A 26,164-nucleotide genomic window follows, 5' to 3' on the forward strand; every position below is an offset into this window, starting at 1 on the left:
CTGTGTGTGGATATACATAGCCTAATGTAGCAATCACTTATTATTTAGTCCCTTTTGCTAATGGGCACAACTAGACAGCCACTCTAGTTGAATAAACAAAGCTTTACCCTAAATTTACTTTTTTAAGTTAAGCACTCGCTTTTTTATATCGTTACGCACGCGCCACACATTAAACAAGCCATTATCACTGTTAAGCCTAAATTACACGCATCGTATTGACTGCATGATGCAGTTTTAATTTTTTACTGAGTAGTTTACATTTTATGCGAGTAGCTTTTCGCAGTAACTTGCTTGTGAGATAGGCCTGCCTACTGCACCACAGAATACGCGCGTAAATTACGTAGTGAGTTTTAACCAGTTTTCGGGGGCAATGTTGACTCTTGGCAGTAAGGGTCAATGTGTACTTTCAATATACCCGCGTTTGCCTTCTCATATACAACGCCCAGTTAGTTCAAGGTACGATGTAAGCTCAAACGGAAGTCCTTTTGGCATTGTTTGATGTGGCATAGCTGAGCTCCTATTTTGGTTCAATTGCTACTTTTTTTTTTAGTTTTGCGAGCTCTCTTGATTTAATTTTTAGCACTTTAATTTTAGCGCCGTACCAATTAGCCATAGGTGCTGCTGCAATACCGTGTATTAAAGTGCTCATCCATACAGCGTTAATTGCAATAATTAAAACTGAGTGACCGTATTCGCCCAATATATCTTTAGAAATAATAAGTGCAAAAAGTGCTGTTGCAAGGCCCCTTGGACCAAAGAAGCCCATAAACACTTTTGTTAATACTTTAGCTTTAGTGCCAATTAACGATAGGTAAATAGCAAGAGGTCGTACAATAAATATACTCACTAAAATATAACCAACAACAGGGAGGGTTAAATGCTCAATAGCTGAAGGAAGTAAGCCAAGTCCAATAATAACAAACGAAGTCCATATTAATATTTGCCCTTCACTTTCAGTAAATTGGTAAATAAATCGGCAATGCCCTTTTACAATATTACCAAAGGCCAAACCTGCAACAAACGCTGATATAAATCCATTTCCGCCCAGTAAACTTGCCATTAGGTATGATGTGCCCGTTAATGCTAAAACACCAATGCCTTCATATATAGTCGATGATATTTTTTTTGACTCAGTATATAAAAATAAACGTCCGCTCAAGAACCCCATAAATGCACCAACCAAAATACCTATAAATATTTGGCTAAATCCAAACACTAACCATGACATTTCATTTTCTTGAGAGCCGGTTTCCATAGCAACTATACTGGCAAAAAATAAAATAACAGGTAATGCCAGTCCGTCATTTAAACCGCTCTCAACTGATAAACTTTGTCGCTCGTTTAAAGGTACGCTCTCATTGCTAACAACCGCTTGACCTAAAGCTGCATCAGTCGGTGCTAAAATTGCCGCAACTAGGGCTAGCATTGCCCAAGGCCACTGTGGAAAAAACAAATAAGCAAAGCCTGTACCAATCAAAATACTCAACGGCAAACCTATCAATAGCATTCTTAAAGGCCACGTATTTTGCCTTTTTAATCTACGTAGGTTTATTTGTGAAGCATCTAAAAATAATAATACAACTAGCGATATTTCTGCTATTAAGTACACGGTTTCATGTGCATCGCCTATATTAATAAGTCCAGCCTGTGATACGGCAAAACCAATACCCAAAAATACCATTGGTGCTGTGATAATAGTGGTAGAGAGTTTTTTTGCTAGCATAGAGTAAGCACTAACTGAAAAAAGAAGAATGAGTAATCCTATTTCCATTGGGAGATCCTATTAGGCATGGCTTAGTATTTTTATTAGAAAATATCAGGGCTGGGGTTAGTTATATTAAATCAGCACAATTTATTGAGTTAATTTGTATTCGTTTACCTAATCTAAAATAATAACCGGCACCTAAATAACATTAACCTGCCGGTTACGTTTAACTTTTAATATGCAAAAGCTTATTTAGCTGCTGCACGTTTTGCGTCTAAACCAAGCAACTTATCAATAGATAAAAAGCCAGGTCCACGAGCAAAAATTACTAATAATGAAACAGCCCACCACGATGCAGGATTAATCCAATGATCGAGTGTTGGAAAAACTGCAAGCTGAATAAACAGTGTCATACCAATAAGGCCTAACGCTGCAAAGCGAGAAAACAAACCGATAATCAGTAATACTGGGAGTAACACTTCAACAACACCAGCAACCACAGCAAGCGTTTCAATTGCTTTTACAAGAAATGAGCCATCAACATAATCTAAGGTTTTTGGATCACAAAGCTGCAAGGCACCTTCTCTAACAGGATCAGGACAGAAAAATTCGTATTTAAATAGGTCGTATTTATCAACATTAAATTGTAAAAAGCCATCCCATTTGCTCAACCCCGAGTCGAGGAATACCTTAGCGACCATAAAGCGAAGAAAAAACAGTGCAATAGGTTCTAAGAACCGCAATAACTGCTCTCCCATCTGCACGTACAGTTGTTGTATTTTTTTTACCATGCCCATATTTATTCCTACTCTTGTAATGTGTACTAATTGATTTGGATTTCTAATAACTCATTTTGCAAGCATGCTGTAAAAGCTTCGCTCACTTCAAAGTTTTCATCTACTGTTACTGCTGCATCAAAAGCGTCACCCAACGACCTACCTGTACCTTGTAGAGCCTGCATAAGTTTAACTTCAGCAGAGCAAAGGGAACGGGCTTGCACCGCACCTTGCAAGCGCCATAACATAACAAAATCGTCTGTAGGGGATTTTGCTTGATCAACGCCGTAATTATTTGTTTTTAGTGAAATCCATTCAAAAAAAGCAGAACCATTCACACTAAGTAATTGTACGCTGGGGCTAAGCTTTACATTAAGCTCGGTAAGCTCAATACCTTGTTCCATTAGTTGAGTAATATGCTCTATAGTTAGGGCTTCACTTGAATCAGCGCTCATCAAACTCATTAGCCACGCGTAATCTAAATGCGCAATATCAACTAAGTTCATATATAAATCTGATGCACTTTGCTGATTTACAGTGACTTCAAAAATATGCTTATTTTCAAATTCACTATCTTTAATCAAGCCTGCAATAAAGTCTGGAAAACTTAATCCGTATCCGACCAAAGTGCCCTGCTCTGGCGGAAAACGGTCAACATAAAGTCGTGCCATTTTTCGAAAGTTCTCACTACCCACTTTTTTTTCACACATAGGAAAGTTAGCTATTAATGCATCAACGCAGCCTTTATAAAACCCGTTTCGATATACAGCTAGTCTTTTAATGTGCGATGGATTTTCGCAAAAATGCTCCATTGCACTTGGATCGCCCGTTCGTAAATAACGAGTAAAAGCATCAATATATTGATTGGTACTCATTAGCGAACCACTTCTTTGTGAGATATATTTAAGCGACTTTGTAACTCACTTTGATTCAAATAGCTTTGCGCAGTTTCTCGCTCGCTCATAAGCTCTGTAAACGATGGAATATTAGCATCTCGCTCAACAAGTACTGGTCGCTGACCAAATATCTCAATTGCTTGTGCTAACAAATCCCATACAGGCGTTGCCACCGGTGCTGCATGGCTGTCTATCAATAGTGACTGACCAAGAGCGGGGTCCGGATCGTGCCCTGCAATATGAATTTCTCCAACAAGCTCAGCCGGGATCTGCTTTAAATAATCAACCGCATCAATACCCGTGTTTTTACTACTGATGTATAAGTTATTAATATCGATTAATAAGCCACAACCAGAGCGCTTAGCTGCCTCAACTAAAAACTGAGGTTCATCCATATCACTTATAAAATCTAAATAGTTACTTGGGTTTTCTACTAAGATTGACCGATCTATGCCCGTCTGGTAACAATCAATCCCATTAATTAAAGACTCAAGTGCATCTTGGGTGCGAGGTAAAGGCATTAAGTCTGCAAAATATTTTCCGTCAGACTTAGACCACACTGCATGTTCAGATACCAGTGCTGGTTGAAATTCATCAATTAACGCTTTAACTCGTTTAGTATGAGCAAGCATGGATTTATGATCAGAACCTAGTGAACCACCCACACCATGAAAACTAATATCAAAATTTTCACGTACAGCTCTCAAATAATTTAACCGAGGTCCACCTGCTACAAAATAATTTTCTGTATGCACTTCAAACCAAAGATTATTATTTGTAACTAGCTGTTCTACTGGTAAAGCTAAAATGTCGTCAAGATGTTCTGGCTTTAAACTAAGACCTGCGCCTAATTGCTCCCCAGCAACAATGTACTGGGGAAAACCTGCTTTATTAACCTTCAAGCGAGCCTTTACCATTAGGAGTTACAACTGATTCACATACACCTTTAGGTGCATATGTCCATGCGTTAGCTTGGAAGTCTGTCGTTGAAGTGCCTTCACAACTCGTTCCTGCACCTGCTTTACAATCATTTTCACCCGCTAAAGCAATACCAAAACATTTATCTTTACGACCGCGAACTTTATCACCAGCTACCCAGCCTTTAAATTGCTCTTGTACTTTTGCTGAAGCACCTTCTGCAACGGTTAATTGACTGTTTGGACCTGCCACAGCACCCGCACTTAAAACTGCTGCTGATGCGCCGATTAATAAAGCCTTAGTTAAATTTACTTTTTTCATTTTTATGCTCCGGATTAAAATATTTTTTCTTGTTTTATCAATGATTGTTAATAATACCAATCCGCAATAATACTTAATCATTTTGCGGGGCTAAACGTGTCGCTACCTGCGTTAAAAAATTCTCATTTAGAACAACTAAATAGCGAATTTTTTGCCTAGCTATCAACACGTTTTTCCATCCTCAAAATAAATCACTTAATTAAGCGAATTGGTATAAAAACACTCATATTTTGATAAACAAGCACAATGGAGATAAGCAATATCGCCGTTTTATCAATTTAATAGACCTATCGTTGTTATAAAAACTTTCAGATTATTCGCTTACAACGAAAAAACAACTGTAAACAAGAAGTAAATATAGTGGACTAAGCAGTTAATACAAACATTAGAAAAGCTAACCTAATTGTTTTGATAATGAATAAGCTTGGAAAAGTTCATATTTAGTGGATTAGATGCATTGAGGCACTTTGTTTTGGTAATGATCTACAAATAGAAATTTACTTAACTGAGGAAGGATAAAAATATTATTTAATGGCTCCTTATATTTATACCACTCTATACTCGCTAAATTAGCGTTTTTTAAGTAGGACTCGTAAACACCGCCATTATAATGTTATTTTCTGCAACGCTAAAATGTTGGACTATATGGCCATTATCAACGGTTGATTGCCTATAAAAAAAGCGCTACAAATAGGTAGCGCTGGCATTATTACTTAATGGTTGTTTATTTAAAAGAAGCCGAGCGGATCTTCGCTGTAGCTCACTAATAGGTTTTTAGTTTGTTGGTAGTGCTCCAGTGCAAGTTTGTGCGTTTCGCGCCCTATTCCTGATTTTTTATAACCACCAAACGCAGCGTGTGCTGGGTACATGTGATAACAGTTAGTCCACACTCGCCCTGCTTCTATTTTGCGACCCATACGATAAGCACGATTCATGTTTCTGCTCCACACACCTGCACCTAAACCAAACTCAGAGCTGTTGGCAAGCTTGAGTGCTTCGGCTTCATCTTTAAAGGTCGACATTGAAATAACAGGGCCAAAAATTTCTTCTTGGAACACACGCATGTCGTTTGTGCCCTTTAATAACGTAGGTTGTATGTAGTAACCACCGTTTAAGTCATCACTTAGCTGCTCTACATTACCGCCAGTGAGTACTTCAGCGCCTTCTTTTTTGCCTATTTCAATGTAGCTCAGTATTTTATCAAATTGCGCTTTTGAAGCTTGTGCGCCAACCATAGTTTCGCTATCTAGCGGGTTTCCGCGTTTAATTTTTAAGGTACGTTCGAGTATTCGCTCAATAAACTGCTCGTAAATGTCTTCTTGAATAAACAGCCTTGATGGGCACGTACACACCTCGCCTTGGTTGAAGTAAGCAAGCACGGCGCCTTCAATCGCTTTGGATAAAAACGCATCGTCTTTTTCCATTACATCATTAAAAAATATATTAGGTGATTTACCACCGAGCTCGACCGTTGAAGGAATAATATTTTCAGCAGCGCATTTCAAAATATGTGAGCCCACAGGCGTTGAACCTGTAAATGCAATTTTAGCGATACGCTTGCTTGTTGCCAGTGCTTCACCCGCTTCTTTACCAAAGCCGTTTACTATATTTAATACGCCTGCAGGGAGTAAATCGCCAATTATCTCCATTAAAACTAAAATAGAAGCTGGTGTTTGCTCAGCCGGTTTTAAAATTACACAGTTACCTGCAGCAAGTGCTGGCGCTAGTTTCCAGGCGGCCATTAAAATAGGGAAGTTCCACGGAATAATTTGCCCAACAACCCCTAGTGGCTCATGAAAATGATACGCAACGGTGGTTGCGTCTATTTCACCTATAGTGCCGTCTTGCGATCGTAGGCACCCTGCAAAGTAGCGAAAGTGATCTGCCGCTAGCGGAATATCAGCAGCGAGTGTTTCACGAATTGCTTTACCGTTATCCCATGTTTCGGCAACAGCTAGTAACTCTAGGTTTTGCTCAATTCGGTCGGCTATTTTTAGCAGTATGTTACTTCGGTCGGTCACCGACGTTGTGCCCCATTGCTCTCGCACTGCATGCGCTTTGTCGAGAGCCAGCTCTATGTCGTCTTTGTCTGAACGCGGTATTTGGCAAAATACCTTACCGTTTACTGGGCTTATATTATCAAAGTATTGGCCATTTACTGGCTTTACCCACTCTCCGCCAATGTAGTTTCCGTATTGTTGTTTAAAGTTTACGAGTGCGCTGTCGCTACCTGGATTTGCATATATCATGTGTGTGCTCTCTTTATTGTTGTTAGCTAAAGGTCGAACATTTATATAAAACAAAATGCTTTATATTTAATCGACATTAAACTAACAAGCGCCTAAAAACTTGATTAGCTGTCCACAAAAGTTGTCTGTGAGTCCAAACTAATAAAAACCTAAAGGATTGATATGCACACATCTCAGTTAAACAAAAAACGCCAACAACTTGATGTATTAATAGAAAATAAAGTCACATTCGCTGCAGATAGCAGTGAGTTGAGTATTTACGACACGTATCAAAGCGCGCAAAAGGTGGCACTGCACTCAAACGAGCTGCTGTTTTGTGCCATGCTTAGCGGCAAAAAGGTAATGCACGTAGAAAGCAGCCAATACCATAAAGCATTTTTACCACACGAGTCGTTTGTATTAGCGCCAGAGCAAGGTGTTTTAATTGATTTTCCAAAGGCATCAATGAGTACACCCACCACCTGTTTAGCGATTGAAATTAGCAAAGATAAAATAAACGCTGTGGCGAATGCACTTAACATGCAGCAAAACTTTGCACACGATGGCTTATTTGAATATGTACCTCAGTTAGTGCATACCCAACATAATATTCAAACGCAGCAATTATTAGAGCGCATGGTGCATTTATTTAGCGAACAAGGTGCACAGCGGCATTACTTGATTGACTTGTCATTAAACGAATTAATCACCCGTTTATTACAACAACAAAGCCGCGAGCTATTGCTGGCTAGCTGCGATAAGCCACGCCTTAAAACAAAAGTCAGCGATGCCCTGCTTTATATTGAAGAACACTTAAGTGAAACGCTCGATATAAACACCTTGTGCAAAATAGCCTGTATGAGTCGCAGCAAGTTTTATCAGCAGTTTAAACTTGCATTTGGCACTACCCCAGCCCTTTGGCAGCAACAGTTAAGACTAAAAAAAGCGCGTACTCAATTACTACAAGGCCATGCAATTAGTAAAGTTTGCTTTGATGTTGGATTTAATAGCGCGAGCCACTTTAGTCGCCTATTTAAACAAACCTTTGGCATTGCGCCTAAAGAGTGTCGACATTAGCCCTAAAATCTTATTTTTTTACTTTGCTAACGCCCTGAATATGTTAGTTTATTAACATGAGTATTGAGTAAAGAATTGGTATGAGTAAGCAAACCCGCTGGACCCTTAAAAGTATTGCTAAAGAGTTAGGTGTGTCTAACGCGACAGTATCTAATGCGTTTAATCGCCCTGATCAGCTATCGGCTAAACGCCGAGACGATATTCTCGCAGCGTGTAAAACTTTGGGCTATTACGGGCCTAATAAGGCCGCGCAATCATTGCGTAATGGCACATTCAATATTGTCGCTTTAGTGCTGCCCGATAGTGTGGAGTATATGGTGTCGGACCCTGTAGCTAGTAGCTTTATGCGCGGTGTTACCTCAGTGCTCGAAAAAAACGGCATTAATGTTTTATTGTTTTCAGGTAATAGCGATAACCTTAACAACGTGGTCGACTTTGTAGATGGCTTTATTTGTTATGGCCGCCCTCGTAATAACGCGTTAGTAGAACAGTTAAAAACAGTGTCTAAACATGTAGTGACAATTGATTTTGATATTGCTCGCAATGCCTCTGTAAATATTAATAACGAGCAAGCAAGTTACGAAATAGCTAAACACGTACTGCATAATCAAAACGATAAAGTGGCTATATTAGGGCTTAGATTACTTGATGAAAACGTATTATGCCGCGTGTATGAGCATCACGAATTTGAAACCGGACAATCTATTTCGCATCAACGTTTACGTGGTTATCAACGCGCTTTAAGCGAGGCAAATATTACGGTAGCTGACGATCGCATTTGGAACATTCCTGAAAGTAGCGAACGTTTTGCCAATATTGCTGCAAAAGAAGTACTTAGTGCATCACCGCGTCCTAACGTTATTATTTGTATGAGTGATTTAATTGCGCTTGCCACAATGCGAGAAGCAATAAAACAAGGCATAAAAATAGGTGAAGAACTGCGTATTGTGGGCTTTGATGGTATTGATGAAGCAGCCCGGTTTGTACCTCGCCTCACCACTATTCATCAAAACAGCCAAGAAAAAGGCGTTATAGCCGCCGAATTATTTATTTCTAAAGAAGAAAAAACTCAGGAAGTCAGTTACGAATTAGAGATTGGTGCGAGTAGTTAGCTTACAAACCTTGCAATAGTTTTATGTGTTAAAAAGCCAAGCTACTTAAGCTTGGCTTTTGCTTTACATGGCGTTTGTAAATTACTTTTATAGTATTAAGCTAAAAATGAATTTAAGTTAATCGTTGTTTCTTCATCACCGTTTACTTGCGTAATAAGCGCATGGCGTAATTTAAAATCAACAGTAAGTGAAATAGTTTGCTCATCTAGTTGCCACGATAAACAACATATACTGCCTTCACCTTGGGCACTAAATTCACCTGCAAACGCGGGGTGTGAATTGCGAATTTTAATTAATTCAATTAAACCTTTTACTACAGGCTTATTTAAGGCTTTGTCGATTATATTTGCATCTAAATATGGGCGGTTAATATCACGGCCAACATTTGTATTTGTCAGTAATTCCATGTCGTTTTCGCAAGCAAATAGGCCGCCGTAATACACTTGTGGTACACCTGGTGCAAAAAATTGAATTGCACGCGACAGTAAGTAATCAAAGTCTTTAGCGCCTAATGCGTTGTAGTACGTACAGTTAACTTGATATAAGTCGACATTACTCGCCGCAGCGCCCGTAGCTTGGCGGCTTTGGTTGTTACTGTTGGCGTGCATTGTTTCGACTAGGTTATCAATCTGCTGTGCATTTAAAAGCCCTGGCTTGTCGCCCATTGGACCTGCGTCAATAATGCCAATACCGTCGTGTGTATCAAGTACGGTTAAGCAATTGCGTGGCGAAATTTGTAACCATTTGAGCAGTGCATCTACATCGTTGTTAAATAAGCTGTGTAAAATAAGCGGTGGTAACGCAAAGTCGTAAACCATATTTACGCGTTTTGCCACTTCTACCTGAGTTTGATAATGGCTATGAATTTCTGCAATGGTTTCCATGCCTGAATCGTTTGCCTGCTTAGATAAGTTATCTAGGTAGCCAAACGTTTCATCAAGCATAAAGCAGTTAGTACCCGCTTGCTTAATGGCGTAACCCGCCGCATCTAAACGAATAATATTTACATTGTTAGCCGAAAATTTAGTAAGTACGTTACTTAAATACGCAACACCGGCTTCTACTTTTACATTTATATCGATTTGATTGTCGGTAAATGTGGTCCAAAAATCATAGGTTTTACCATCACCACATTTCATTGAGGTAAAGCAACTGCCAGGACGCGGGCGGTAAATTGCTTTTTGCTCAGCTTCGCTCATACCACCGGGAAAAACATCTTCTTTGGTTAAAAACAAATCCCAAAATTCTGATGCCTTACCTTTAGCTAATACATCTTGAAACTGAAAAGATTGCGCTGATACATGGTTAACAATTAGGTCTGCCATTAAGTCGAGATCTTTGCCTAATACTTGTATGTCTTCCCAAGTGCCTATTCTAGAATCAACTTCACTATGATCAATAGGGTCAAAGCCAGCATCGCTGCCATCAATAGGATTGTAAAATGGCAATAAGTGCACACCACCAAATACGCCTTTTAAAGGGCCGTTTAAAAGTGTGGTTAGCGCGCCTATATTTTGGCCAGTGATTCGATCAGCATATGTGATCAATTGAACTTTATTCTTCATCATTATGTGATTACCATGTTGAAACTTAATCGATTAAGATATATCTTTAACTAGCGAGTAAGAATTTACAAGTAATTTTTAATAATTTTACATACAAATTTCGTGGCTCACGTAATACTACAGTAAGCAACTGACTGACTTACGAAGTGTTAATAGAGAATTTAACGAGGAATAAACACATGACAAAATCACACACACACGTAAGCAGCGACCCACTGCAACAAATACGTTGGCTTACATACATGATGTTTTTTATGTTTGCCATGACCTCTGACGCAGTCGGCATGATAATCCCCGAACTTATAAAAGATTTCGGTTTGAGCATGACTCAAGCTAGTGCATTTCATTACGCTCCCATGGCATTAATAGCCTTTAGTGGGTTATTTTTAGGCTTTTTAGCTGACAGCCTTGGCCGTAAAAAAACCATTATGCTAGGTCTATTAATATTTTCTGCGAGTTGTTTTTTATTTGCATTTAGCACCAGTTTTACCTTCTTTTTAGTATTGCTTTGCTGCATAGGCTTGGCCATTGGTTTATTTAAAACCGGCGCACTGGCATTGCTTGGCGATATTTCACATAGTAACGACGACCATACTAAAACCATGAACAAGGTTGAGGGCTTTTTTGGCATTGGCGCTATTGTAGGCCCTGCCCTAGTTGGTGTTTTATTAGTGCAAAACGTAAGTTGGACATACCTGTATATTATTGCGGGCGTAATGTGTTTAATTCTTGCTTTATTAGCATGGCGCGCAGACTACCCTGACGTAGTTAAAACAACTGAAAAGCCAGCCTCTTTGGCCACCACCCTGAAAATGGTAAAAAACCCTTATGCACTTGGCTTTTCTTTAGCTATTGCACTTTATGTAGCGACTGAAGTGGCTATTTATGTATGGATGCCAACGCTATTAAAGGACTACACAGGCTCTTGGCCGCTCCTTGCCACTTATGCACTTACTATATTTTTTATACTACGTGCTGCAGGTCGTTTTATTGCCGTATGGTTACTAAATCGTTATAGCTGGCAAGGTGTTATGGCTTATTTAAGCTTAGGCATTGCGCTTTGTTATGTGGGTACACTTATTGGTGGCGTTGACTGGGCTGTAGGGTTACTACCTCTTTCAGGTTTATTTATGTCTATGGTTTATCCAACTTTAAACTCTAAAGGTATCTCGTGTTTTCCTGCAGAGCGCCATGGAGCCGTAGCCGGCGTTATATTATTTTTTACCGCATTATCAGCTGCTTTAGCTCCTTTATTTATGGGTATGATCAGCGATTACTTTGGCCATGTGCGCTATGGCTTTTACTTAGCCACAGGGTTTGCCGTGATTTTATTTATAGCTATGTTGTTCAATTATTTACGCGACCCATCAATGAGTGCTTTACAAGAAAGTAACCCAACAGCTTAATAAACTTGTATCTCAATACAATAAAAAAACACTTTTAAAATCAATACATGAATAATAAAAGAGCAAATTAAACACAAAATGATTTGCTTATTGTAAAATATTTGTTATTTTTACTTAATCGATTAAGTAAAGACAACAAATCCTACTGGGTTCAACACAACGAGGCGTTCACATGACAACACACAATACACCTTTATATTTAATCAGCGCTTTAGCACTTGCCGTAAGTCAAGGCGTTAACGCACAAGAAACAGACCAAGCAACACCTGAAGCATCACAAAACAAAGGTCTTGAAACAATTGTTGTAACCGGCGTACCACGTCGAACAACAATCATGGCTTCAAGCGTATCAGTTAGTAGCGTATCACTTGAACAAGTTCAAGTGTCTACTCCTCGCTCAACAGCCGAGGCTTTTAGAATAATCCCTGGTATTCGTGCAGAATCTACAGGTGGCGAAGGCAATGCAAATATTGCTGTTCGTGGCCTGCCAGTTGCTTCAGGCGGTGCAAAATTTTTACAATTACAAGAAGATGGTTTACCTGTAATGCAATACGGTGATATCGCTTTTGGTAATTCAGATATTTTTATGCGATTAGATAACACTGTGCAAACTATCGAATCGATTCGTGGTGGCTCAGCATCTACTGCAGCAAGTAATGCACCTGGTGGCATTATTAACTTTATCTCTAAAAATGGCGAAAACGAATCTGGCAGTGTGTCTACAACACTTGGCTTAGATTACGACAGCGTTCGTACAGACTTCGAATACGGCACTTACTTAACCGATAGCGTGCGTTTTCATGTTGGTGGTTTTGTTCGACAAGGCGAAGGCCCGCGCGAAACAGGTTACACGTCTAATAAAGGTGGCCAAATAAAAGCTAACCTTACTAAAGATTTCGACAACGGTTACGTGCGCCTTTATTACAAACACTTAGACGATAAGAGTGTTGGCTACCTTCCTATGCCAATGTACTCAAATGGTGACTCTATTGCTGGCTTTGATGCACAATCAGACACACCTCACTCAGCGTTATTTACTAAAACAGTACGTTTAAATGGTGAAAACCAAATCAGTAGCGGCGATATCCGCGATGGTATGAATCCAAAGGTTGACTCTGTTGGTTTTGAAGCTGTATTTGATTTAGATAACGATTGGCGTATCGAAAACCGTTTTCGTAAATCATCAATAAGCGGCAACTTTAACTCGCTTATTCCTGCTGAGGTTGGCAGCGCATCATCTATTGCACAGAGTATTGGTGGTGTAGGCGCAACACTCAGTAACGCAAACACGGGCGCTGCATTTAACGACGACCTCGCTATGCGAATTCATACGTTTGACGTAACAATGAACGACTTCGATTCGCTAGTTAACGACTTTAAACTAACTAAATCGTTTGATGATGATACCAGCATTACCTTTGGTTATTACGCGTCAACTCAAAACATTGCTATGTCGTGGTTATGGAATTCATACCTTATGGAGCTTAAAGGCGACAATGCAGCATTATTAAATGTTACTGCAGCTGACGGTACTGAATTTTCAGAAAATGGTTTATATGCATATGGCACACCTTACTGGGGAAACTGTTGCCAACGCGATTACGACACAGAGTACGACACGCGTGCACCATACGTTGCATTCTCTACTAAATTAGGCGACGTAAGCATTGATGCAAGTGCCCGTTACGACAGTGGCGAAGCTCGCGGTAACTATGCAGGTGCTGTAACATCAACTGTAGATATGAACCGCGACGGTGAAATATCAATCCCTGAGCAAAACGTTGCAGGTATTGATATTGCCAACGCCAGTCCAGTAAATTACGACTGGAACTATTCTTCTTATTCAATTGGTGCTAATTATCAAATTGATCCAAGCCTTGCTACGTTTGCACGCATAAGTAAAGGTGGGCGCGCAAATGCTGACCGTCTTTTATTTGGTAAAGTACGCGCCGACGGCTCTGTTGCAAAAGAAGACGCTGTTGATGAAGTGAACCAATTTGAGTTTGGTGTTAAAAAGCGCTTTGATTCATTATCAGTGTTTGCTACTGCGTTTTTTGCCGAAACTGAAGAGCAAAATTTTGAAGCAACATCACAAACATTTTTTGACCGTGAATACGAAGCAAAAGGGATTGAAATAGAATCTACTTACTTTATTGATGCATGGGATTTTCGCGGTAATTTAACCTGGACCGATGCAGAAATAGCAAAAGATGCGCTTAACCCAGATGTGGTAGGTAATACGCCACGTCGTCAAGCCGATTTAATTTACTCATTAATGGCACGTTACAGCTATGAAAAAGGCGCTGCAGGGGTAAGTTTCATTGGTACTACCGATGCATACGCTCAAGATAATAACGATCTACAATTTGACGGCTACACACAGGTAAATGGCTTTGTAAGCTATGACTTATCTGAAAACCTTAATATTGCGCTTAATGTGAATAACCTATTTGATACAGTAGGTATCACTGAAGCAGAAGAAGGCTCAGTACCTGAAAACAATATTATTCGTGCCCGTACTATTAACGGCCGCACAACGTCGGTAACTTTAAAATACGCTTTTAACTAAATGTGTGTATTACGCTGCGGTGAGTAATCACTGTAGCGCCTTTTAAAGTATGAATAAATAACACCCTTCACGTTTTTAGCCTAGCCTTGCTAGGCTTTTCAGGATATTCCAAATGACCAAACTTCTGTGCTTAGGCGAGCTATTAATTGATATGCTGCCACAAGATGCTAATAACTCGGCCTATTTACCTATACCAGGTGGCGCACCTGCCAATGTAGCTGTTGGCTATGCAAAACTCGGAGGTGAAGCTGCATTTTGTGGTGGTAGAGGGGACGATCATTTTGCCAATCAATTAAGTAATGCATTAGCGCAATACAATGTAAATACAGACTATTTATTTACCATTGCAGGCTCACAAACCGCCATGGTTATAGTAAGCCTTGATGAAACCGGCGAGCGTAGTTTTGGCTTTTATCGCCATAATACAGCCGATGTACTATTAACCCAGGCGCATTTAGCGCATATATATTGGCAAGAAATAAGCACACTACACTTTTGTTCAAACACATTAACCGAATCAGCAATTGCCAACACAACGGTTAAAGCGCTAAAACTTGCAAAAGCGAATAATAAGCTCGTCAGTTTTGATGTAAATTTACGCTACAGCTTGTGGGAAAACACAAACGATATAGCAAGCAATGTAAAAGCTTGTTACACCTATTGTGACATAGTAAAACTCTCGCGTGATGAGCTTAATTTTTTAGCCCAGCATAGCGATACAAGCGGTGAAAAATACATTCAAATGCTATTAAATACCGGAGTAAAACTGGTGTTTTTAACCGATGGACCAGAGCCTGCCAAGGTTTACCACAGCGCATTTATACTTAACGAATCGGCACCAAAAATAAACGCCGTAGATACAACAAGCGCGGGTGATGCATTTATAGCGGGGGTTTTATACTACTTAAATAACTTAGGAAGTGATTTACCACTAGCAGATAAACTAAATGATAAAGCGAGCGTAAAAGGCGCCCTGCACTTTGCTCTTAAATGTGGCTCTAAAGCGTGTTTAGCTAAAGGGGCATTTCCGGCATTACCTGTGCTGGCTGATGTAATTTAAATGATTAAAGCCCCATGTTACGGGGCTTCAAGTTAGAGTTATATCTATTGCTTTATAAAAGTGACACCTTTTGGTATTTCATCTTGGGGTAACCGAGTAGAGTGCATTTGCGATAACAACCATTTGTCGCCCACTTTTGATACAACGGCACTTTCTAACCAATAAATATCAATACTTCTTTCGGTGCTTTTAATATTGGCTTTATTCCAGTAATTAATAAATGCAACATCACCCACTACACGCGAATTTATAACACTAAAATAATTAGTTCTTATAAAGTCAGAAGGCTTAACAACATTTATAAAGTCATTAATAGTCCACACTTCACCGTGCTCTAAAAGTAGAAATGAATCATCAACGGCCGCACGCATTTGCGTGTGATCAACGTTAGAAACAGCCAAAAAAAGATCGCTAACCGGCGTGAATATGTTGTTATCTTTTGCATGTATTGATGTAGAAAATATCAGGAATGTAATAAAGGTAAGTACTTGTTTCATTGTTTTTATAATGTGTAGTTTGCTCAATAATAATTAGTGTATTTTAATAGAGCAGTATTAACAATTGAAATAAACCGAATGTAACTACCTAACAATGTTACTCATAGAGCAAAAAAGCACTCTATAAGAGTGCTTTAATTTAATTTTTTCAATCAAGCTATTCATCTAGCCAATCTATGGCTGCGGTAGCATTTTCAAAGTATTGAACCTCACCCGATATGAACCAGTTACCTATTTTTGCCATTCGAGCTTGCCACTCTTTATTACCGTAAATAGCTACTTTTTTAAATTCTTTAGAGTGCTTAACACCTAACTTTAAGTCATCCCACGCTGCGCGTAGTTCCCAACCTTCAAGTTCGCTACCATCTATTAAGGCGTTCACGACTGGGTGCTTAACTTCGCCAAGAGCTGAGTTTATCATTGGGGTAATTATTTTATAATCGTCGTGAGTAAGCGTACCAACGGCTTTAAGTTTTAAAAAAAACTCTCTTCCTGCACGTTCAAGACCAATCGATAAACCATGTGTTGTGTGTACCATTACTGCTCTCCTTAAATAGGCTGAGTGGTAAAGTACACCTTCTAAAATTAATTAGTCCTGAACTAAATCAATAAATAATCTCAAATAAACGACTCAATTACGCATTTTGTACGCGAGATATCTGGTTTTCTACATCAGTTAAATGGCCCGTTTTAAGCCATACTTTTGCACCATTACTTCCCGCTTTAACGTTAACAGAGCTATTAATAGGCACTCTTAACCAACTGTTTTTTACAAAGGTATCGGCTTGCTCATCAAATGAGCCTTCTAGTACTAAGAACTCTGCTCCACCTTTTGCGTTTATAACCATGCAAGCGTTAGGCTTAAAGTGCAACAAGCATACGTCTTCAAAGTCGTCTTGGTATAAAGGGGTTACGGCTACATTTTTAAAACTAGGATGCACCGTACTTTGCATCAAGTCTGTTTGCAAACGCACGTGCGTTCGATCATCTGGCTGAAACTGCCATAACTTTACAAATATAACGCAGCCATTTTCAGACCCCGGTTTATGCTTTGATTGCGGTGGATTACGGATATAAGAACCTGCCACAAAGTCACCATGTTCATCTTGAAATACCCCTTCAAGCACAACAAACTCTTCACCGCCTGTATGAACATGCGGCGAAAATTCACTGCCAGGTGCATAACGAACAATAGTCGTTGCGCGAGCAACTTCGTCGCCCACACGGTCCAGTGCTCGTCTATCAACACCCGCCATTGGCGATGCAACCCACGGTAGCGTTTCGCTATGTACAACAACTCGTTTACTAAAATCGGCAGCAATTTTCATATTTGGCTCCTAACCGTAACTCCACTTAAACTTTAAACTAACAACCTAATTAAGCCGCAACACTTGGGCGTTCTGCTACTTTTTCTTGCCATGCAACTAAATGGGTTAACTTATTCGGGATTGCTATTTGTGCAAATCCAGCAAATACCAGACCAGCATACAATGTAATATCAGCAATACTAAACTGCTCACCAGCAACAAACGCCGATTGCGCTAGTACATCATTAAAATAGCTAAACCCTTGGCGTGCTTTTTCGCCTTGTTTTTCACCCCAAGCCACATTTTGATACGTTTCAAGCTCTGGACCTAAGCCATCAGTTGCATGATGAAAGTAAGTTGCCACAGCGTCAAGCACCATAGATTCTGCGCGTTTTTGCATCATGTTAATTACTGCACGCTCTTTTGCGGTTTCACCCATTAAAGATGGGCCTTCAAATGCGGTATCAATATACTCAGTAATAGCGGTACTTTCTGATATAAACGTGCCGTCATCTAGCTCTAATACGGGCACACCTGCTAATGGGTTTTTAGCTAAGAAGGCTTCTGTTCTGTGCTCACCATTTAATAAATCAACAGGTACAAACTCAACATTTGCAGTGGCATTTTTTTCAGCTAAAGCGATACGAACACGAAGTGGGTTTGGAAAGTTTTCTACATCATAAATTTTCATAGCAATCTCTATCTTTATTGTTTAAAAGTGAATTAATGGCAGCAACCTACCTACCGGTAGGTAATTTATAATATTAAACTAAATTTAAGTCAACGTTTAAATTTTTCTGATTTATAGGATTTAACTTAATTCATAATAAAATTAGGGGGTTGCTTAAAAATAAAAACGCTTGTAAATAACTACCTACTGGTCGATAATTTTGCTATACCAATTGCATTAAATAAGTGATCTATTATTGCGCTAAGAAAATAGCGCAATAACAACAAGGCGAAAATTATGACATCTAGTTATTCTATATGAATAATTTTTAACGCAGTTAGTGAGTTGTTTAATGCGATACAATGATCATGTTTTAATAAAATTGGTATTACTGCAGATAGGAAAATATTAAAAGTGAGTAAAAAAGAAGCGTTATTAAAAGCAGCTGAAAACAAGGTGCGCCTTGGCGGATACAGTAATTTTAGTTTTAGAGAGCTCGCAAGCGAAGTTGGAATTAAGAGCGCCAGTGTGCACTATCACTTTCCGACTAAGGCCGATTTAGGTGCTGAGCTTGCTCATCAATATACTAATTCTTTTTTAGCTGCGTTAGGCGAGCCAAACGAGCTTAAAGCAAGCGGTAAAAATCCTATTGATGTGTACACTCAGCTTTTTAGAAGTGCATTAGTAACCGATCGTAAAATGTGTTTATGTGGTTTGCTAGGAGCCGAAAGCGATAGCCTTCCAGATAAAGTACGCCTTGAAGTAAAACGCTTTTTTAATCAAAATTTAACATGGCTTAGCGCTGCGCATTTAGCTAATGGTGACCTCAACCCTACTAAAGCGGCTATTCAAACAGTGAGCTTGCTTGAGGGCGCTATGATGATAAGCAAAACGCTCGACGATAACAGTTACTTTGAACTTGCAACTCAGTAATACCTTAATTTAGTACACAAAAAAAGCGAGCTATTCATTATGAATAGCTCGCTTTTTTAATGCTTGAAATAACTTATGTGATTATTATTAAACCGCTGTTGGTTTAACTTTATGCTTAGAGTGCACAATAGCTAAAACAATTAAGCCAATCACTGTTACTACAGCACCAATAGGTTTACCTAAATCACTTGATAAGTTAAGACCAATTGCGGCAGTACCAATATAAGAAACCGTTACCGCAGTTGCTATAACAGCAGGAACACTCGCAATCCAATGGAATGTACCACGGTCAAACAAGTACTTAGTGGCAAGCCATAATACGCTTGTAGAAAGCAGCATGTTTGAAAATGCAAAGTAGCGCCAAATTAATGAAAAATCGAGTTTCGTCATAAAGTAAGCAATAGTAAGTATAGGTACAGCCACTAATAAGCGATTACGTAAACTTTGCGGAATATTAAACGCATCAACAACTGTTAAACGTAATGAGCGGAACGCTGTATCACCAGAAGTAATTGGGAAAACGGCTACTGCAATAATTGCCATTATACCGCCAAATACACCTAAGTAACTGTTAGCTACATGGTTAACAACTAAACCTGGACCACCTTGATCAAGCAATGCTTTTAAGCCAGCGTAACCATCTGGGAACGCTGCAATACCTGCAAGTGCCCATACACAACCTACAATACCTTCACACATCATAGCGCCGTAGTAAACTGGACGTACGTATTTTTCGTTAGTTAAACAGCGCGCAATAATTGGCGCTTGAGTAGAGTGAAAACCACTAATAGCACCACAGGTAATTGTTATAAATAACAATGGCCATGTTGGTAATCCATCTGGGTTTGGCTCTAAAAAGTCATGTGCGTGATCAGCTTCAAAGTAAGCTAAAAAGTCACTTGGTACCGGTAAGTGCGGCGCATTAATTAGTAATGAAATAGCAATTGCCACTGTCATTACAATCATTAGCGCACCAAAAATTGGGTAAAACTTCGTGATAATTTTATCAATTGGTAGCAAGGTAGCTAAAAAGTAATACGCTAAAATAGCGAGTACCCAAAAGGTATTATTTGCCAGTATTGTACCTTCAAAAAAATCAAGGTTACTTAGCAAACCTGCAGGGCTCATAATAAATACTACACCTACAAAAAACAGTAGCATGGCAGTAAATACAAGCATAAAGCCTTTAAATACGACGTTGTAATAATGGCCTGCGATTTCTGGTAGGCTTTTACCGTCTTCTTTTATACTCATTACACCTGAGAAGAAGTCGTGTACAGCGCCACCTAAAACATTACCAAGTACAATCCATACTAGTGCAACTGGTCCGTATAAAGCACCTAAAATTGGGCCAAATATTGGACCTACGCCAGCAATGTTTAAAAACTGAATTAAAAATGCTCGTACAGGGTGAATAGCTACGTAATCAACACCTTCGCTAAAGCGTTTTTGTGGTGTGTCAGCAGTTGAATCCAAACCGGCTTGTTTTTCAACAAATGGGCTGTAAAACTTATAGCCCAGTATTAAAATAGTGAGGCAGATAAAAAAGATGATCATAAAGCACGTTTCTCTTTTTGTATTTTAGTTATAGAGCGCATTGTGTGTCGCCCCGCCTTTTCAATCCGTGAATAATCGACGAACAATAACAAAGCTTCAACCCTCAAACAATAAGACGTTTAGCTAATACAATAATCGATATAAGCCACTATTTACGCAACCTGCACACTAAACGTTCCACATTGAATGTTTATTACACACGTCTTATTTTGGGCACAAAAAAAGCGGTTAAACTTTTACGTTATAACCGCTTTCACACACAATGTTTTTTTAAAGTGGGTTCATAAACTCACTAATTTGTTGATGCGTTAAAGTAGGTGTTGCGCCAGAACTTTCGGCGACCATTGCTCCAACGGCACATGCAAAGTCAACGGCATATTGCGCGTCGTCGTTGCTACAAAGCTGATAAATTAACGAACCTAAAAACGAATCCCCTGCGCCAACAGTGTCAATTACGCTAATTAAATAACCTGAATTATAAAAATTCTCGCCTTTGATTGTTAATAAAGCACCGTGGCTACCTTTGGTTACACATAAGTAATCGGTATTTGTTTGCTGTGCTATAAACGCTAAATTTTGTTCAAGCGAATGAAACTTACAACCCATCGCTTTTGCTATTTCGTATAGCTCTTCATCGTTTAATTTAATAAAGTCTGCTTTATTCATTAAATCTACAAGTGTTTCTAGCTTGTAATGCGGTGCACGTAGGTTTACGTCAAACACTTTGAAGTTTGCTACATCAACTAATTGATTTAACGTTGCTAAAGACGCTTCGCTTCGCCCAATTAAGCTGCCAAATACAAATACATCACTACTTTTGACTTTACTAAGTAACTCATCAGTAAGCGCTATATTATCCCACGCAGTGTCTGCCACTATTTCATAACTTGCTGAGCCACCACTGTCGAGTGTTACCTCAACCGTGCTAGTTTTTTTGTCACTATTAATAGCAATGTATTCGCAGCTTACGCCTTTGCTAGTAATTTCGCCTAGTAACTCAGCGCCTAACTCGTCGTTACCAACAGCGCTGATCATGTCGGCTTTAATGCCTAGTGAGTTGATACGCACACACATATTAAGTGGCGCGCCACCTAAGCGTTTACCTGAATCAAAACAATCCCACAGCACTTCGCCAAAGCAGCTAACACTTACGTTTTCGCCTGATTTATGATTAATTAAAATGCTCATAATTAGTTACTCTTTTGATCAAGTACAGCCTGCATAATGGCTTTAATTTTACTATTAGGTGCATACAACGCAGCAATCGACTTTTTATATTCAGCAGTAAACGTTTCGTTATGCTCAAGCTTACCAAACAAGCTCGTTAACTTTAAAAATGCAGACGGGCTAGTTTGAGTCTCTTGCGCGTAAGAATTAAGCTCTTTGTGCATCGCATCTTGAATTTCAAGTTGCTCGCCGTTTTCACTTAAACCCTTATCGCTGTATAAGCACCAAGTAGCAATAACAAGCGTTGCCAGTGATACATCGCGACCTTGTACTAGGTTTTCGTTAATTGTAGCAATTAAAAACTTAGGCAGTTTAGCTGAGCTTTCACTACAGATACGCGCTAGGCTGTCTTTAATATTAGGATTAGCAAAACGCTCTATTAACGTATCTTTGTAGCTTTCAAGGTCAATACCTTCAAGTGGTTCAAGATTTGGCGTTACTTCTTTATCCATAAAAGCACGCAGGTATGTGGCAAATAATTCATCAGATACCGTTTCGTCTATAGTGCCATAGCCATGGATTGAACCTAATAAACCAAGTACAGAATGCCCTGCATTAAGTAAGCGTATTTTCATGGTTTCATAAGGCGTTACATCAGTAACAAACTGTGCACCAACAACGTCCCAATTTGGGCGAGAGTCACTAAATGTGTCCTCTATTACCCATTGTGTAAACGACTCACAGGTAATTGGCCACTCGTCGCTAACACCATATGCATCAACCACATAATCAATATCACTCTTTTTAGATACCGGTGTAATACGGTCAACCATCGCATTTGGAAACGATACGTTTTGCTCAATCCACTCACTTAGGTCTTTGTCTTGCTCTGTAGCAAAGGCTAAAAGCATTTTACGTGTTACGTTACCGTTGTGCTGAATGTTATCGCACGACTGCACTGTAAATGCGCCTAAGCCTTGCTCTTTACGCAGTTTTAACGCAGCCGTAATGTAACCAAACGCTGTAATTGGGTCGTTCGGGTTATTAATGTCGTTAATAATATCTGGATTACTGTAATCAAACTCGCCCGTTGCAGGGTTAAAGTTGTAGCCGCCTTCGGTAATAGTAAGCGACACAATTTTAGTATCGCTGTGCGCTAACTTATTAATTACCGCTTGTTTGTCCTCTGGAGCAAACAAAAAGTCGATCATTGAGCCAATTACTTTGTTATCTATTTTACCGTCTGGGTGTCTAACAGTAAGCGTATAAAGGTAATCTTGCTGCTTTAAAATATCACGCAGACCACGGTTACCCTCTAAAAGGCCAACACCACATATGCCCCATTGCTCAGAGCCTGGGGTTTTTAAAAGCTCGTTAACATATACCGCTTGATGAGCACGATGAAAACCGCCCACGCCAATATGAACAATACCGGCTTTAACTGCGCTACGGTCGTAGGTTGGTGTATCAACATGGCTTGGTAATTGAGCCAAGCTTTGTTGGTTTAGCCCTGTAACTAGAGCGTCAGTGTGTTGATGTTGCGTCATGGTGCGACCTTACTAAACAAAAATAAAATATAAATTACGATACTGTATTACGATAAGTAATTACGATGCTGTATTGAGTACTTTATGGCGTTTTAACGACCAGTACGCAGTAACAAAATAAATAACAGTACAAATAAAACAGGCTATTTCGAATTGCGATTTATTAGCGCTGTACATACTCATAGTTTCACTGAAAAACATCACCTGGCTGGCAAATATAAAAATAATAACCAGTGAAACCGTAGAAACCGCATTAAGTACTTTGGTAAATACAGAGCTGTCAATTACTGGCTTTGGAATGTCTTTAGCTTCAGCAGCTTGATATTCTTTAATATCACGTTGCTCTTGCTCTTCTGCTTCAATCTCTTGTGTGTAATCTTCACCGGCGCCGTATTTTTTAGCTAAAAGCGTATAAATAACGATTGTGAAAATCCACGTAGGAATAAACAAGTAGTAAAACGACATTACATCAATAGCATTTAAACCAAAGCCAAACACAAGCGCTAACGCCCAAGATGCTATAGCCGGTACGCTGCGGGTAATGTTTTTATATTTAGCCCAGTAACGTGTTAGGCCAATTTTAGGAAATAACACATGTTCAGCAAACACAATGCCGCCTACTGGCACAACTAATAAGCCTGCGTAGGTAAGTAGCGGAAGCATTTGTGAAAATACAAACGGGAAACACGCAATAATCACGGTTACAACACCTACAATAGCGGTTGTGCGTTCACGTGATTGATTAACAAATATAGATTGTGCTGCAAGACCTGCACGGTAAAGGTTTGCGTTAGCTGTAGTCCAACCGGCAATAATTACAATAACAAAGCCAGTCCAACCTAATGCATGGTATGCAACATCGCCCGGATCAAGTGATGAAATAGTTGTTTTAAGTAATACCGCAACACCTGCGCCCATAATACCGGCAGAGATCCACGCTAAGTAATGACCAAAAAACATGCCCACGCCAGAAAACAAGCCATAGCTTTTGCGTTTAGCAAATCTAAAAATAGCCATGTCGATTAAACCAAAGTGAGTAATTGAGTTAGCAGCCCATGCAAAGCCAATCACTTCTAATAGGCCAATGCCTTTTTCACCATCGGCATTGGTGCCCGTCCATATGGAGGAGTCGCCTATGGTCATAAAGTCGCTAAAGCTAGTTAAAGAGGTAGAACCTAATACGTGATTTGAAAGCTCAGGGAATAACGCGAACGAACCTGCAATAAATATAACAAATAGCCACGGCGCGCACAGTTTCGAAAAGTCAGCAACCGTAGAAAAGCCATACATCGCAACAAACACAACAATAGAGCCAACAGCTAAAACAATGGCTACAAACCAAAAGCTATTTGGATACCAATCAAGTTGCGCAGGTATATCAAACAAAAACCGCACGGCGGTGGAGGATACCGTGATCATGGCGGCCGATATAACACTAAAAATAACCACGTTAGCCCAGTTATAGAGCTTGGTCATTGAGTTACCAGCGATTTTGTTTAAGTAGTTATATAAACTTAAGCGGGTTTCTACTGCAATGGGTGCAGTAATCAGCCACCAAGAACACATTGCTAACAGGTTACCTATTAATAAACCCAGTAGAATGTCGATGGTTGAAGCGCCTAATGCAACAAACGTTGCACCAATAACAAATTCAGTAGCCGCAACATGTTCGCCGGCGTATAGCCCTGCAAAATGCTTCCAGCCGTGAAGCTTATTATTAGCAACAGGAAGTTGCTCTTCGTTTACATCTTTAAATGTTTGTGTGTGTGGACTCGTTGCCATGGTATTTCCTATTGTTAACAGCAAAGTACTTAATACCTAAATACTTCGCCTTTTATAATTTGGCTTATAAACGCATGATGTTTTGCCATGTTTTGTTTTATTTTTAGTAAAGCAAAACCATCTACATTTATATTTTGCGTTTGCTTGCCTGTCAGTGTGTAAGGCGAGCAAATCGCGTTTAAAACTTTGTTTATTTAAAAAGCTGCGTGTTTACTGCTTTTTAAGTGCAGGGTATGCACTAAAAAAATCTTGCCAATGCGTTAAATGATCAACATTTGGGTAAGCACTGTGTACATGATTAACAGAGCCTTGCATATGTTGCCCACCGCTGTAATGCAGTACTTGCATGTTGGCGTCAATTCCTGCATTTACGCCGGCTTTACTGTCTTCAATCACTAAACAATGCTCTGGCTTTACACCCATTTGTTTAGCTGCATGTAAAAATAAATCGGGTGCTGGTTTGCCACGCTTAACTTCGCTGCTGGTAAAAACCGTATCGCTAAAGTACTTACTTAAACTCACTACGCTCAACGCTTTTGCGGTGCGTGCTGGGCTGCTGCTAGTAGCTATACAAATAGGCACAGCTAAATTGTTAAGTACGTCTTTTATACCGTCAGTCGTGGTTAGCCCTGTTTCAAATTCGTTTAACAGTGCTTCGCGGTAGTCACCTTCAAAGCTTTCAGGAAGAGTGACATTAAATGCATCCGCTATTTTTTGGCTTACTGTTTTAAAATTGCAGCCTAAAAAGTGTTGCTGTACATAAGCACGGTCAATATCAACGCCTTTTTCAACAAGCATATTAATGAGTACTTGTGCGCTTAAAATTTCGCTATCAATAACAACGCCATCACAATCAAATATCACTAGCTCAATGTTAGTATTCATCTTGTCACCTTATTAAAACTGTTTGGTTTAGCTAATTTAAGTATAACGAGTTAAGCGCGATTAATATTGTGCAGCTTTTTAGTGCAACTCAATAATGAGCATAAGCCCACCGATTGAGCATATTCCCTTTATTGCACGAATATGTCAACACACTGTAAGTATAAAACGCACCAGCTTGGTGAAAAT

Annotated in this window: 22 protein-coding genes and 1 pseudogene; 6 read left to right on the forward strand and 17 right to left on the reverse strand. The window is 39.5% G+C overall.

Annotation, left to right across the window (positions count from 1 at the left end; genetic code table 11):
- Positions 1-261 precede the first annotated feature (261 nt).
- From L659_RS1000000123995 to exaC, 7 genes and pseudogenes are all read right to left on the reverse strand, one after another.
- Positions 262-519 (reverse strand): annotated as a pseudogene (locus tag L659_RS1000000123995) (hypothetical protein); the annotation flags it as partial.
- Positions 518-1,771 (reverse strand): cation:proton antiporter, encoded by a 1,254-nt coding sequence (locus L659_RS0121825; protein ID WP_024591922.1) that lies wholly within the window; start codon positions 1,769-1,771, stop codon positions 518-520. The gene L659_RS0121825 and the pseudogene L659_RS1000000123995, both read right to left, overlap by 2 nt.
- Before the next feature lie 182 nt (positions 1,772-1,953).
- Positions 1,954-2,502, reverse strand: coding sequence for a DoxX family protein (locus L659_RS0121830; protein ID WP_024591923.1), 549 nt, complete (start codon positions 2,500-2,502; stop codon positions 1,954-1,956).
- Positions 2,503-2,528: 26 nt separating this feature from the next.
- Entirely contained in the window at positions 2,529-3,356 is an 828-nt protein-coding gene (locus L659_RS0121835) for an HvfC/BufC N-terminal domain-containing protein (protein ID WP_024591924.1), read from the reverse strand.
- A complete protein-coding gene (gene bufB, locus L659_RS0121840) occupies positions 3,356-4,279 on the reverse strand; it encodes an MNIO family bufferin maturase (protein ID WP_024591925.1) in 924 nt (307 codons plus the stop codon). The genes L659_RS0121835 and bufB overlap by 1 nt, the downstream gene beginning before the upstream one ends.
- Positions 4,269-4,616: a BufA1 family periplasmic bufferin-type metallophore gene (locus tag L659_RS0121845; RefSeq protein WP_024591926.1), complete on the reverse strand. Its 348-nt coding sequence runs from the start codon at positions 4,614-4,616 to the stop codon at positions 4,269-4,271. The genes bufB and L659_RS0121845 overlap by 11 nt, the downstream gene beginning before the upstream one ends.
- 728 nt (positions 4,617-5,344) lie before the next feature.
- Positions 5,345-6,865, reverse strand: a complete 1,521-nt coding sequence (gene exaC, locus L659_RS0121850) for an acetaldehyde dehydrogenase ExaC (RefSeq protein ID WP_024591927.1) — start codon at positions 6,863-6,865, stop codon at positions 5,345-5,347.
- 162 nt (positions 6,866-7,027) lie between these two features.
- Here exaC and L659_RS0121855 point away from each other — a divergent pair, with 162 nt between their 5' ends.
- Complete coding sequence (locus L659_RS0121855) at positions 7,028-7,921, forward strand: AraC family transcriptional regulator (RefSeq protein WP_024591928.1); 894 nt, start codon at positions 7,028-7,030, stop codon at positions 7,919-7,921.
- An 80-nt stretch (positions 7,922-8,001) separates the two neighbouring features.
- Entirely contained in the window at positions 8,002-9,033 is a 1,032-nt protein-coding gene (locus tag L659_RS0121860; protein ID WP_024591929.1) for a LacI family DNA-binding transcriptional regulator, read from the forward strand.
- Between the two features lie 95 nt (positions 9,034-9,128).
- Here L659_RS0121860 and gtfA read toward each other — a convergent pair whose 3' ends face one another.
- The gene (gtfA, locus tag L659_RS0121865; RefSeq protein WP_024591930.1) at positions 9,129-10,601 is read right to left on the reverse strand and encodes a sucrose phosphorylase; all 1,473 of its coding nucleotides are present in this window, start codon (positions 10,599-10,601) and stop codon (positions 9,129-9,131) included.
- A 176-nt stretch (positions 10,602-10,777) separates the two neighbouring features.
- On the opposite strand from gtfA, the gene L659_RS0121870 reads away from it, so the two are divergent.
- From L659_RS0121870 to L659_RS0121880, 3 genes are all read left to right on the forward strand, one after another.
- Complete coding sequence (locus L659_RS0121870; protein WP_024591931.1) at positions 10,778-12,004, forward strand: MFS transporter; 1,227 nt, start codon at positions 10,778-10,780, stop codon at positions 12,002-12,004.
- Positions 12,005-12,176: 172 nt separating this feature from the next.
- Positions 12,177-14,573 (forward strand): TonB-dependent siderophore receptor, encoded by a 2,397-nt coding sequence (locus L659_RS0121875; RefSeq protein WP_024591932.1) that lies wholly within the window; start codon positions 12,177-12,179, stop codon positions 14,571-14,573.
- A 112-nt stretch (positions 14,574-14,685) separates the two neighbouring features.
- Entirely contained in the window at positions 14,686-15,633 is a 948-nt protein-coding gene (locus tag L659_RS0121880) for a carbohydrate kinase family protein (protein WP_024591933.1), read from the forward strand.
- Positions 15,634-15,677: 44 nt separating this feature from the next.
- On the opposite strand, the gene L659_RS0121885 is transcribed toward L659_RS0121880, so the two are convergent.
- The 4 genes from L659_RS0121885 to L659_RS0121900 form a co-directional block, all read right to left on the reverse strand.
- On the reverse strand, positions 15,678-16,130 hold the full coding sequence (locus tag L659_RS0121885) for a nuclear transport factor 2 family protein (RefSeq protein WP_024591934.1): 453 nt from the start codon (positions 16,128-16,130) through the stop codon (positions 15,678-15,680).
- Between the two features lie 157 nt (positions 16,131-16,287).
- Positions 16,288-16,668: an STAS/SEC14 domain-containing protein gene (locus tag L659_RS0121890; protein ID WP_002960091.1), complete on the reverse strand. Its 381-nt coding sequence runs from the start codon at positions 16,666-16,668 to the stop codon at positions 16,288-16,290.
- Between the two features lie 97 nt (positions 16,669-16,765).
- Positions 16,766-17,458 carry a cupin domain-containing protein gene (locus L659_RS0121895; protein WP_024591935.1) on the reverse strand — a complete coding sequence of 231 codons (693 nt, stop codon included), beginning with the start codon at positions 17,456-17,458 and terminating at the stop codon, positions 16,766-16,768.
- A 49-nt stretch (positions 17,459-17,507) separates the two neighbouring features.
- The gene (locus L659_RS0121900) at positions 17,508-18,128 is read right to left on the reverse strand and encodes a glutathione S-transferase family protein (RefSeq protein WP_024591936.1); all 621 of its coding nucleotides are present in this window, start codon (positions 18,126-18,128) and stop codon (positions 17,508-17,510) included.
- A gap of 393 nt (positions 18,129-18,521) precedes the next feature.
- Between L659_RS0121900 and L659_RS0121905 the strand changes: the two genes are divergently transcribed.
- Positions 18,522-19,040 (forward strand): TetR/AcrR family transcriptional regulator, encoded by a 519-nt coding sequence (locus tag L659_RS0121905; RefSeq protein WP_024591937.1) that lies wholly within the window; start codon positions 18,522-18,524, stop codon positions 19,038-19,040.
- Positions 19,041-19,127: 87 nt separating this feature from the next.
- Here the strand turns inward: L659_RS0121905 and L659_RS0121910 are convergent, their stop codons facing one another.
- The 5 genes from L659_RS0121910 to L659_RS0121930 form a co-directional block, all read right to left on the reverse strand.
- Positions 19,128-20,597: a carbon starvation CstA family protein gene (locus L659_RS0121910; RefSeq protein ID WP_010553606.1), complete on the reverse strand. Its 1,470-nt coding sequence runs from the start codon at positions 20,595-20,597 to the stop codon at positions 19,128-19,130.
- 270 nt (positions 20,598-20,867) lie between these two features.
- Positions 20,868-21,785: a carbohydrate kinase family protein gene (locus tag L659_RS0121915; RefSeq protein WP_007584308.1), complete on the reverse strand. Its 918-nt coding sequence runs from the start codon at positions 21,783-21,785 to the stop codon at positions 20,868-20,870.
- A gap of 2 nt (positions 21,786-21,787) precedes the next feature.
- Complete coding sequence (locus L659_RS0121920) at positions 21,788-23,311, reverse strand: mannitol dehydrogenase family protein (RefSeq protein WP_024591938.1); 1,524 nt, start codon at positions 23,309-23,311, stop codon at positions 21,788-21,790.
- A 60-nt stretch (positions 23,312-23,371) separates the two neighbouring features.
- Positions 23,372-25,093, reverse strand: a complete 1,722-nt coding sequence (locus L659_RS0121925; protein ID WP_024591939.1) for a purine-cytosine permease family protein — start codon at positions 25,091-25,093, stop codon at positions 23,372-23,374.
- Positions 25,094-25,303: 210 nt separating this feature from the next.
- Positions 25,304-25,978: an HAD family hydrolase gene (locus L659_RS0121930; protein ID WP_024591940.1), complete on the reverse strand. Its 675-nt coding sequence runs from the start codon at positions 25,976-25,978 to the stop codon at positions 25,304-25,306.
- Positions 25,979-26,164 lie beyond the last annotated feature (186 nt).

Source organism: Pseudoalteromonas sp. S8-8, assembly GCF_000497875.1.
GTDB classification, from domain to species: Bacteria; Pseudomonadota; Gammaproteobacteria; order Enterobacterales; family Alteromonadaceae; genus Pseudoalteromonas; species Pseudoalteromonas arctica.

Excerpts from the sequence above, each read along its gene's own strand:
- L659_RS0121875 (WP_024591932.1), top strand. The coding sequence starts at position 12,177 with ATGACAACACACAATACACCTTTATATTTAATCAGCGCTTTAGCACTT.
- L659_RS0121890 (WP_002960091.1), bottom strand. The coding sequence starts at position 16,668 with ATGGTACACACAACACATGGTTTATCGATTGGTCTTGAACGTGCAGGA.
- L659_RS0121855 (WP_024591928.1), top strand. The coding sequence starts at position 7,028 with ATGCACACATCTCAGTTAAACAAAAAACGCCAACAACTTGATGTATTA.
- L659_RS0121920 (WP_024591938.1), bottom strand. The coding sequence starts at position 23,311 with ATGACGCAACATCAACACACTGACGCTCTAGTTACAGGGCTAAACCAA.
- L659_RS0121835 (WP_024591924.1), bottom strand. The coding sequence starts at position 3,356 with ATGAGTACCAATCAATATATTGATGCTTTTACTCGTTATTTACGAACG.
- L659_RS0121900 (WP_024591936.1), bottom strand. The coding sequence starts at position 18,128 with ATGAAAATTTATGATGTAGAAAACTTTCCAAACCCACTTCGTGTTCGT.
- gtfA (WP_024591930.1), bottom strand. The coding sequence starts at position 10,601 with ATGATGAAGAATAAAGTTCAATTGATCACATATGCTGATCGAATCACT.
- L659_RS0121895 (WP_024591935.1), bottom strand. The coding sequence starts at position 17,458 with ATGAAAATTGCTGCCGATTTTAGTAAACGAGTTGTTGTACATAGCGAA.
- L659_RS0121930 (WP_024591940.1), bottom strand. The coding sequence starts at position 25,978 with ATGAATACTAACATTGAGCTAGTGATATTTGATTGTGATGGCGTTGTT.
- L659_RS0121825 (WP_024591922.1), bottom strand. The coding sequence starts at position 1,771 with ATGGAAATAGGATTACTCATTCTTCTTTTTTCAGTTAGTGCTTACTCT.
- exaC (WP_024591927.1), bottom strand. The coding sequence starts at position 6,865 with ATGATATATGCAAATCCAGGTAGCGACAGCGCACTCGTAAACTTTAAA.
- L659_RS0121910 (WP_010553606.1), bottom strand. The coding sequence starts at position 20,597 with ATGATCATCTTTTTTATCTGCCTCACTATTTTAATACTGGGCTATAAG.
- L659_RS0121870 (WP_024591931.1), top strand. The coding sequence starts at position 10,778 with ATGACAAAATCACACACACACGTAAGCAGCGACCCACTGCAACAAATA.
- L659_RS0121880 (WP_024591933.1), top strand. The coding sequence starts at position 14,686 with ATGACCAAACTTCTGTGCTTAGGCGAGCTATTAATTGATATGCTGCCA.
- L659_RS0121830 (WP_024591923.1), bottom strand. The coding sequence starts at position 2,502 with ATGGGCATGGTAAAAAAAATACAACAACTGTACGTGCAGATGGGAGAG.
- L659_RS0121860 (WP_024591929.1), top strand. The coding sequence starts at position 8,002 with ATGAGTAAGCAAACCCGCTGGACCCTTAAAAGTATTGCTAAAGAGTTA.
- L659_RS0121925 (WP_024591939.1), bottom strand. The coding sequence starts at position 25,093 with ATGGCAACGAGTCCACACACACAAACATTTAAAGATGTAAACGAAGAG.
- L659_RS0121915 (WP_007584308.1), bottom strand. The coding sequence starts at position 21,785 with ATGAGCATTTTAATTAATCATAAATCAGGCGAAAACGTAAGTGTTAGC.
- L659_RS0121885 (WP_024591934.1), bottom strand. The coding sequence starts at position 16,130 with ATGAAACAAGTACTTACCTTTATTACATTCCTGATATTTTCTACATCA.
- L659_RS0121845 (WP_024591926.1), bottom strand. The coding sequence starts at position 4,616 with ATGAAAAAAGTAAATTTAACTAAGGCTTTATTAATCGGCGCATCAGCA.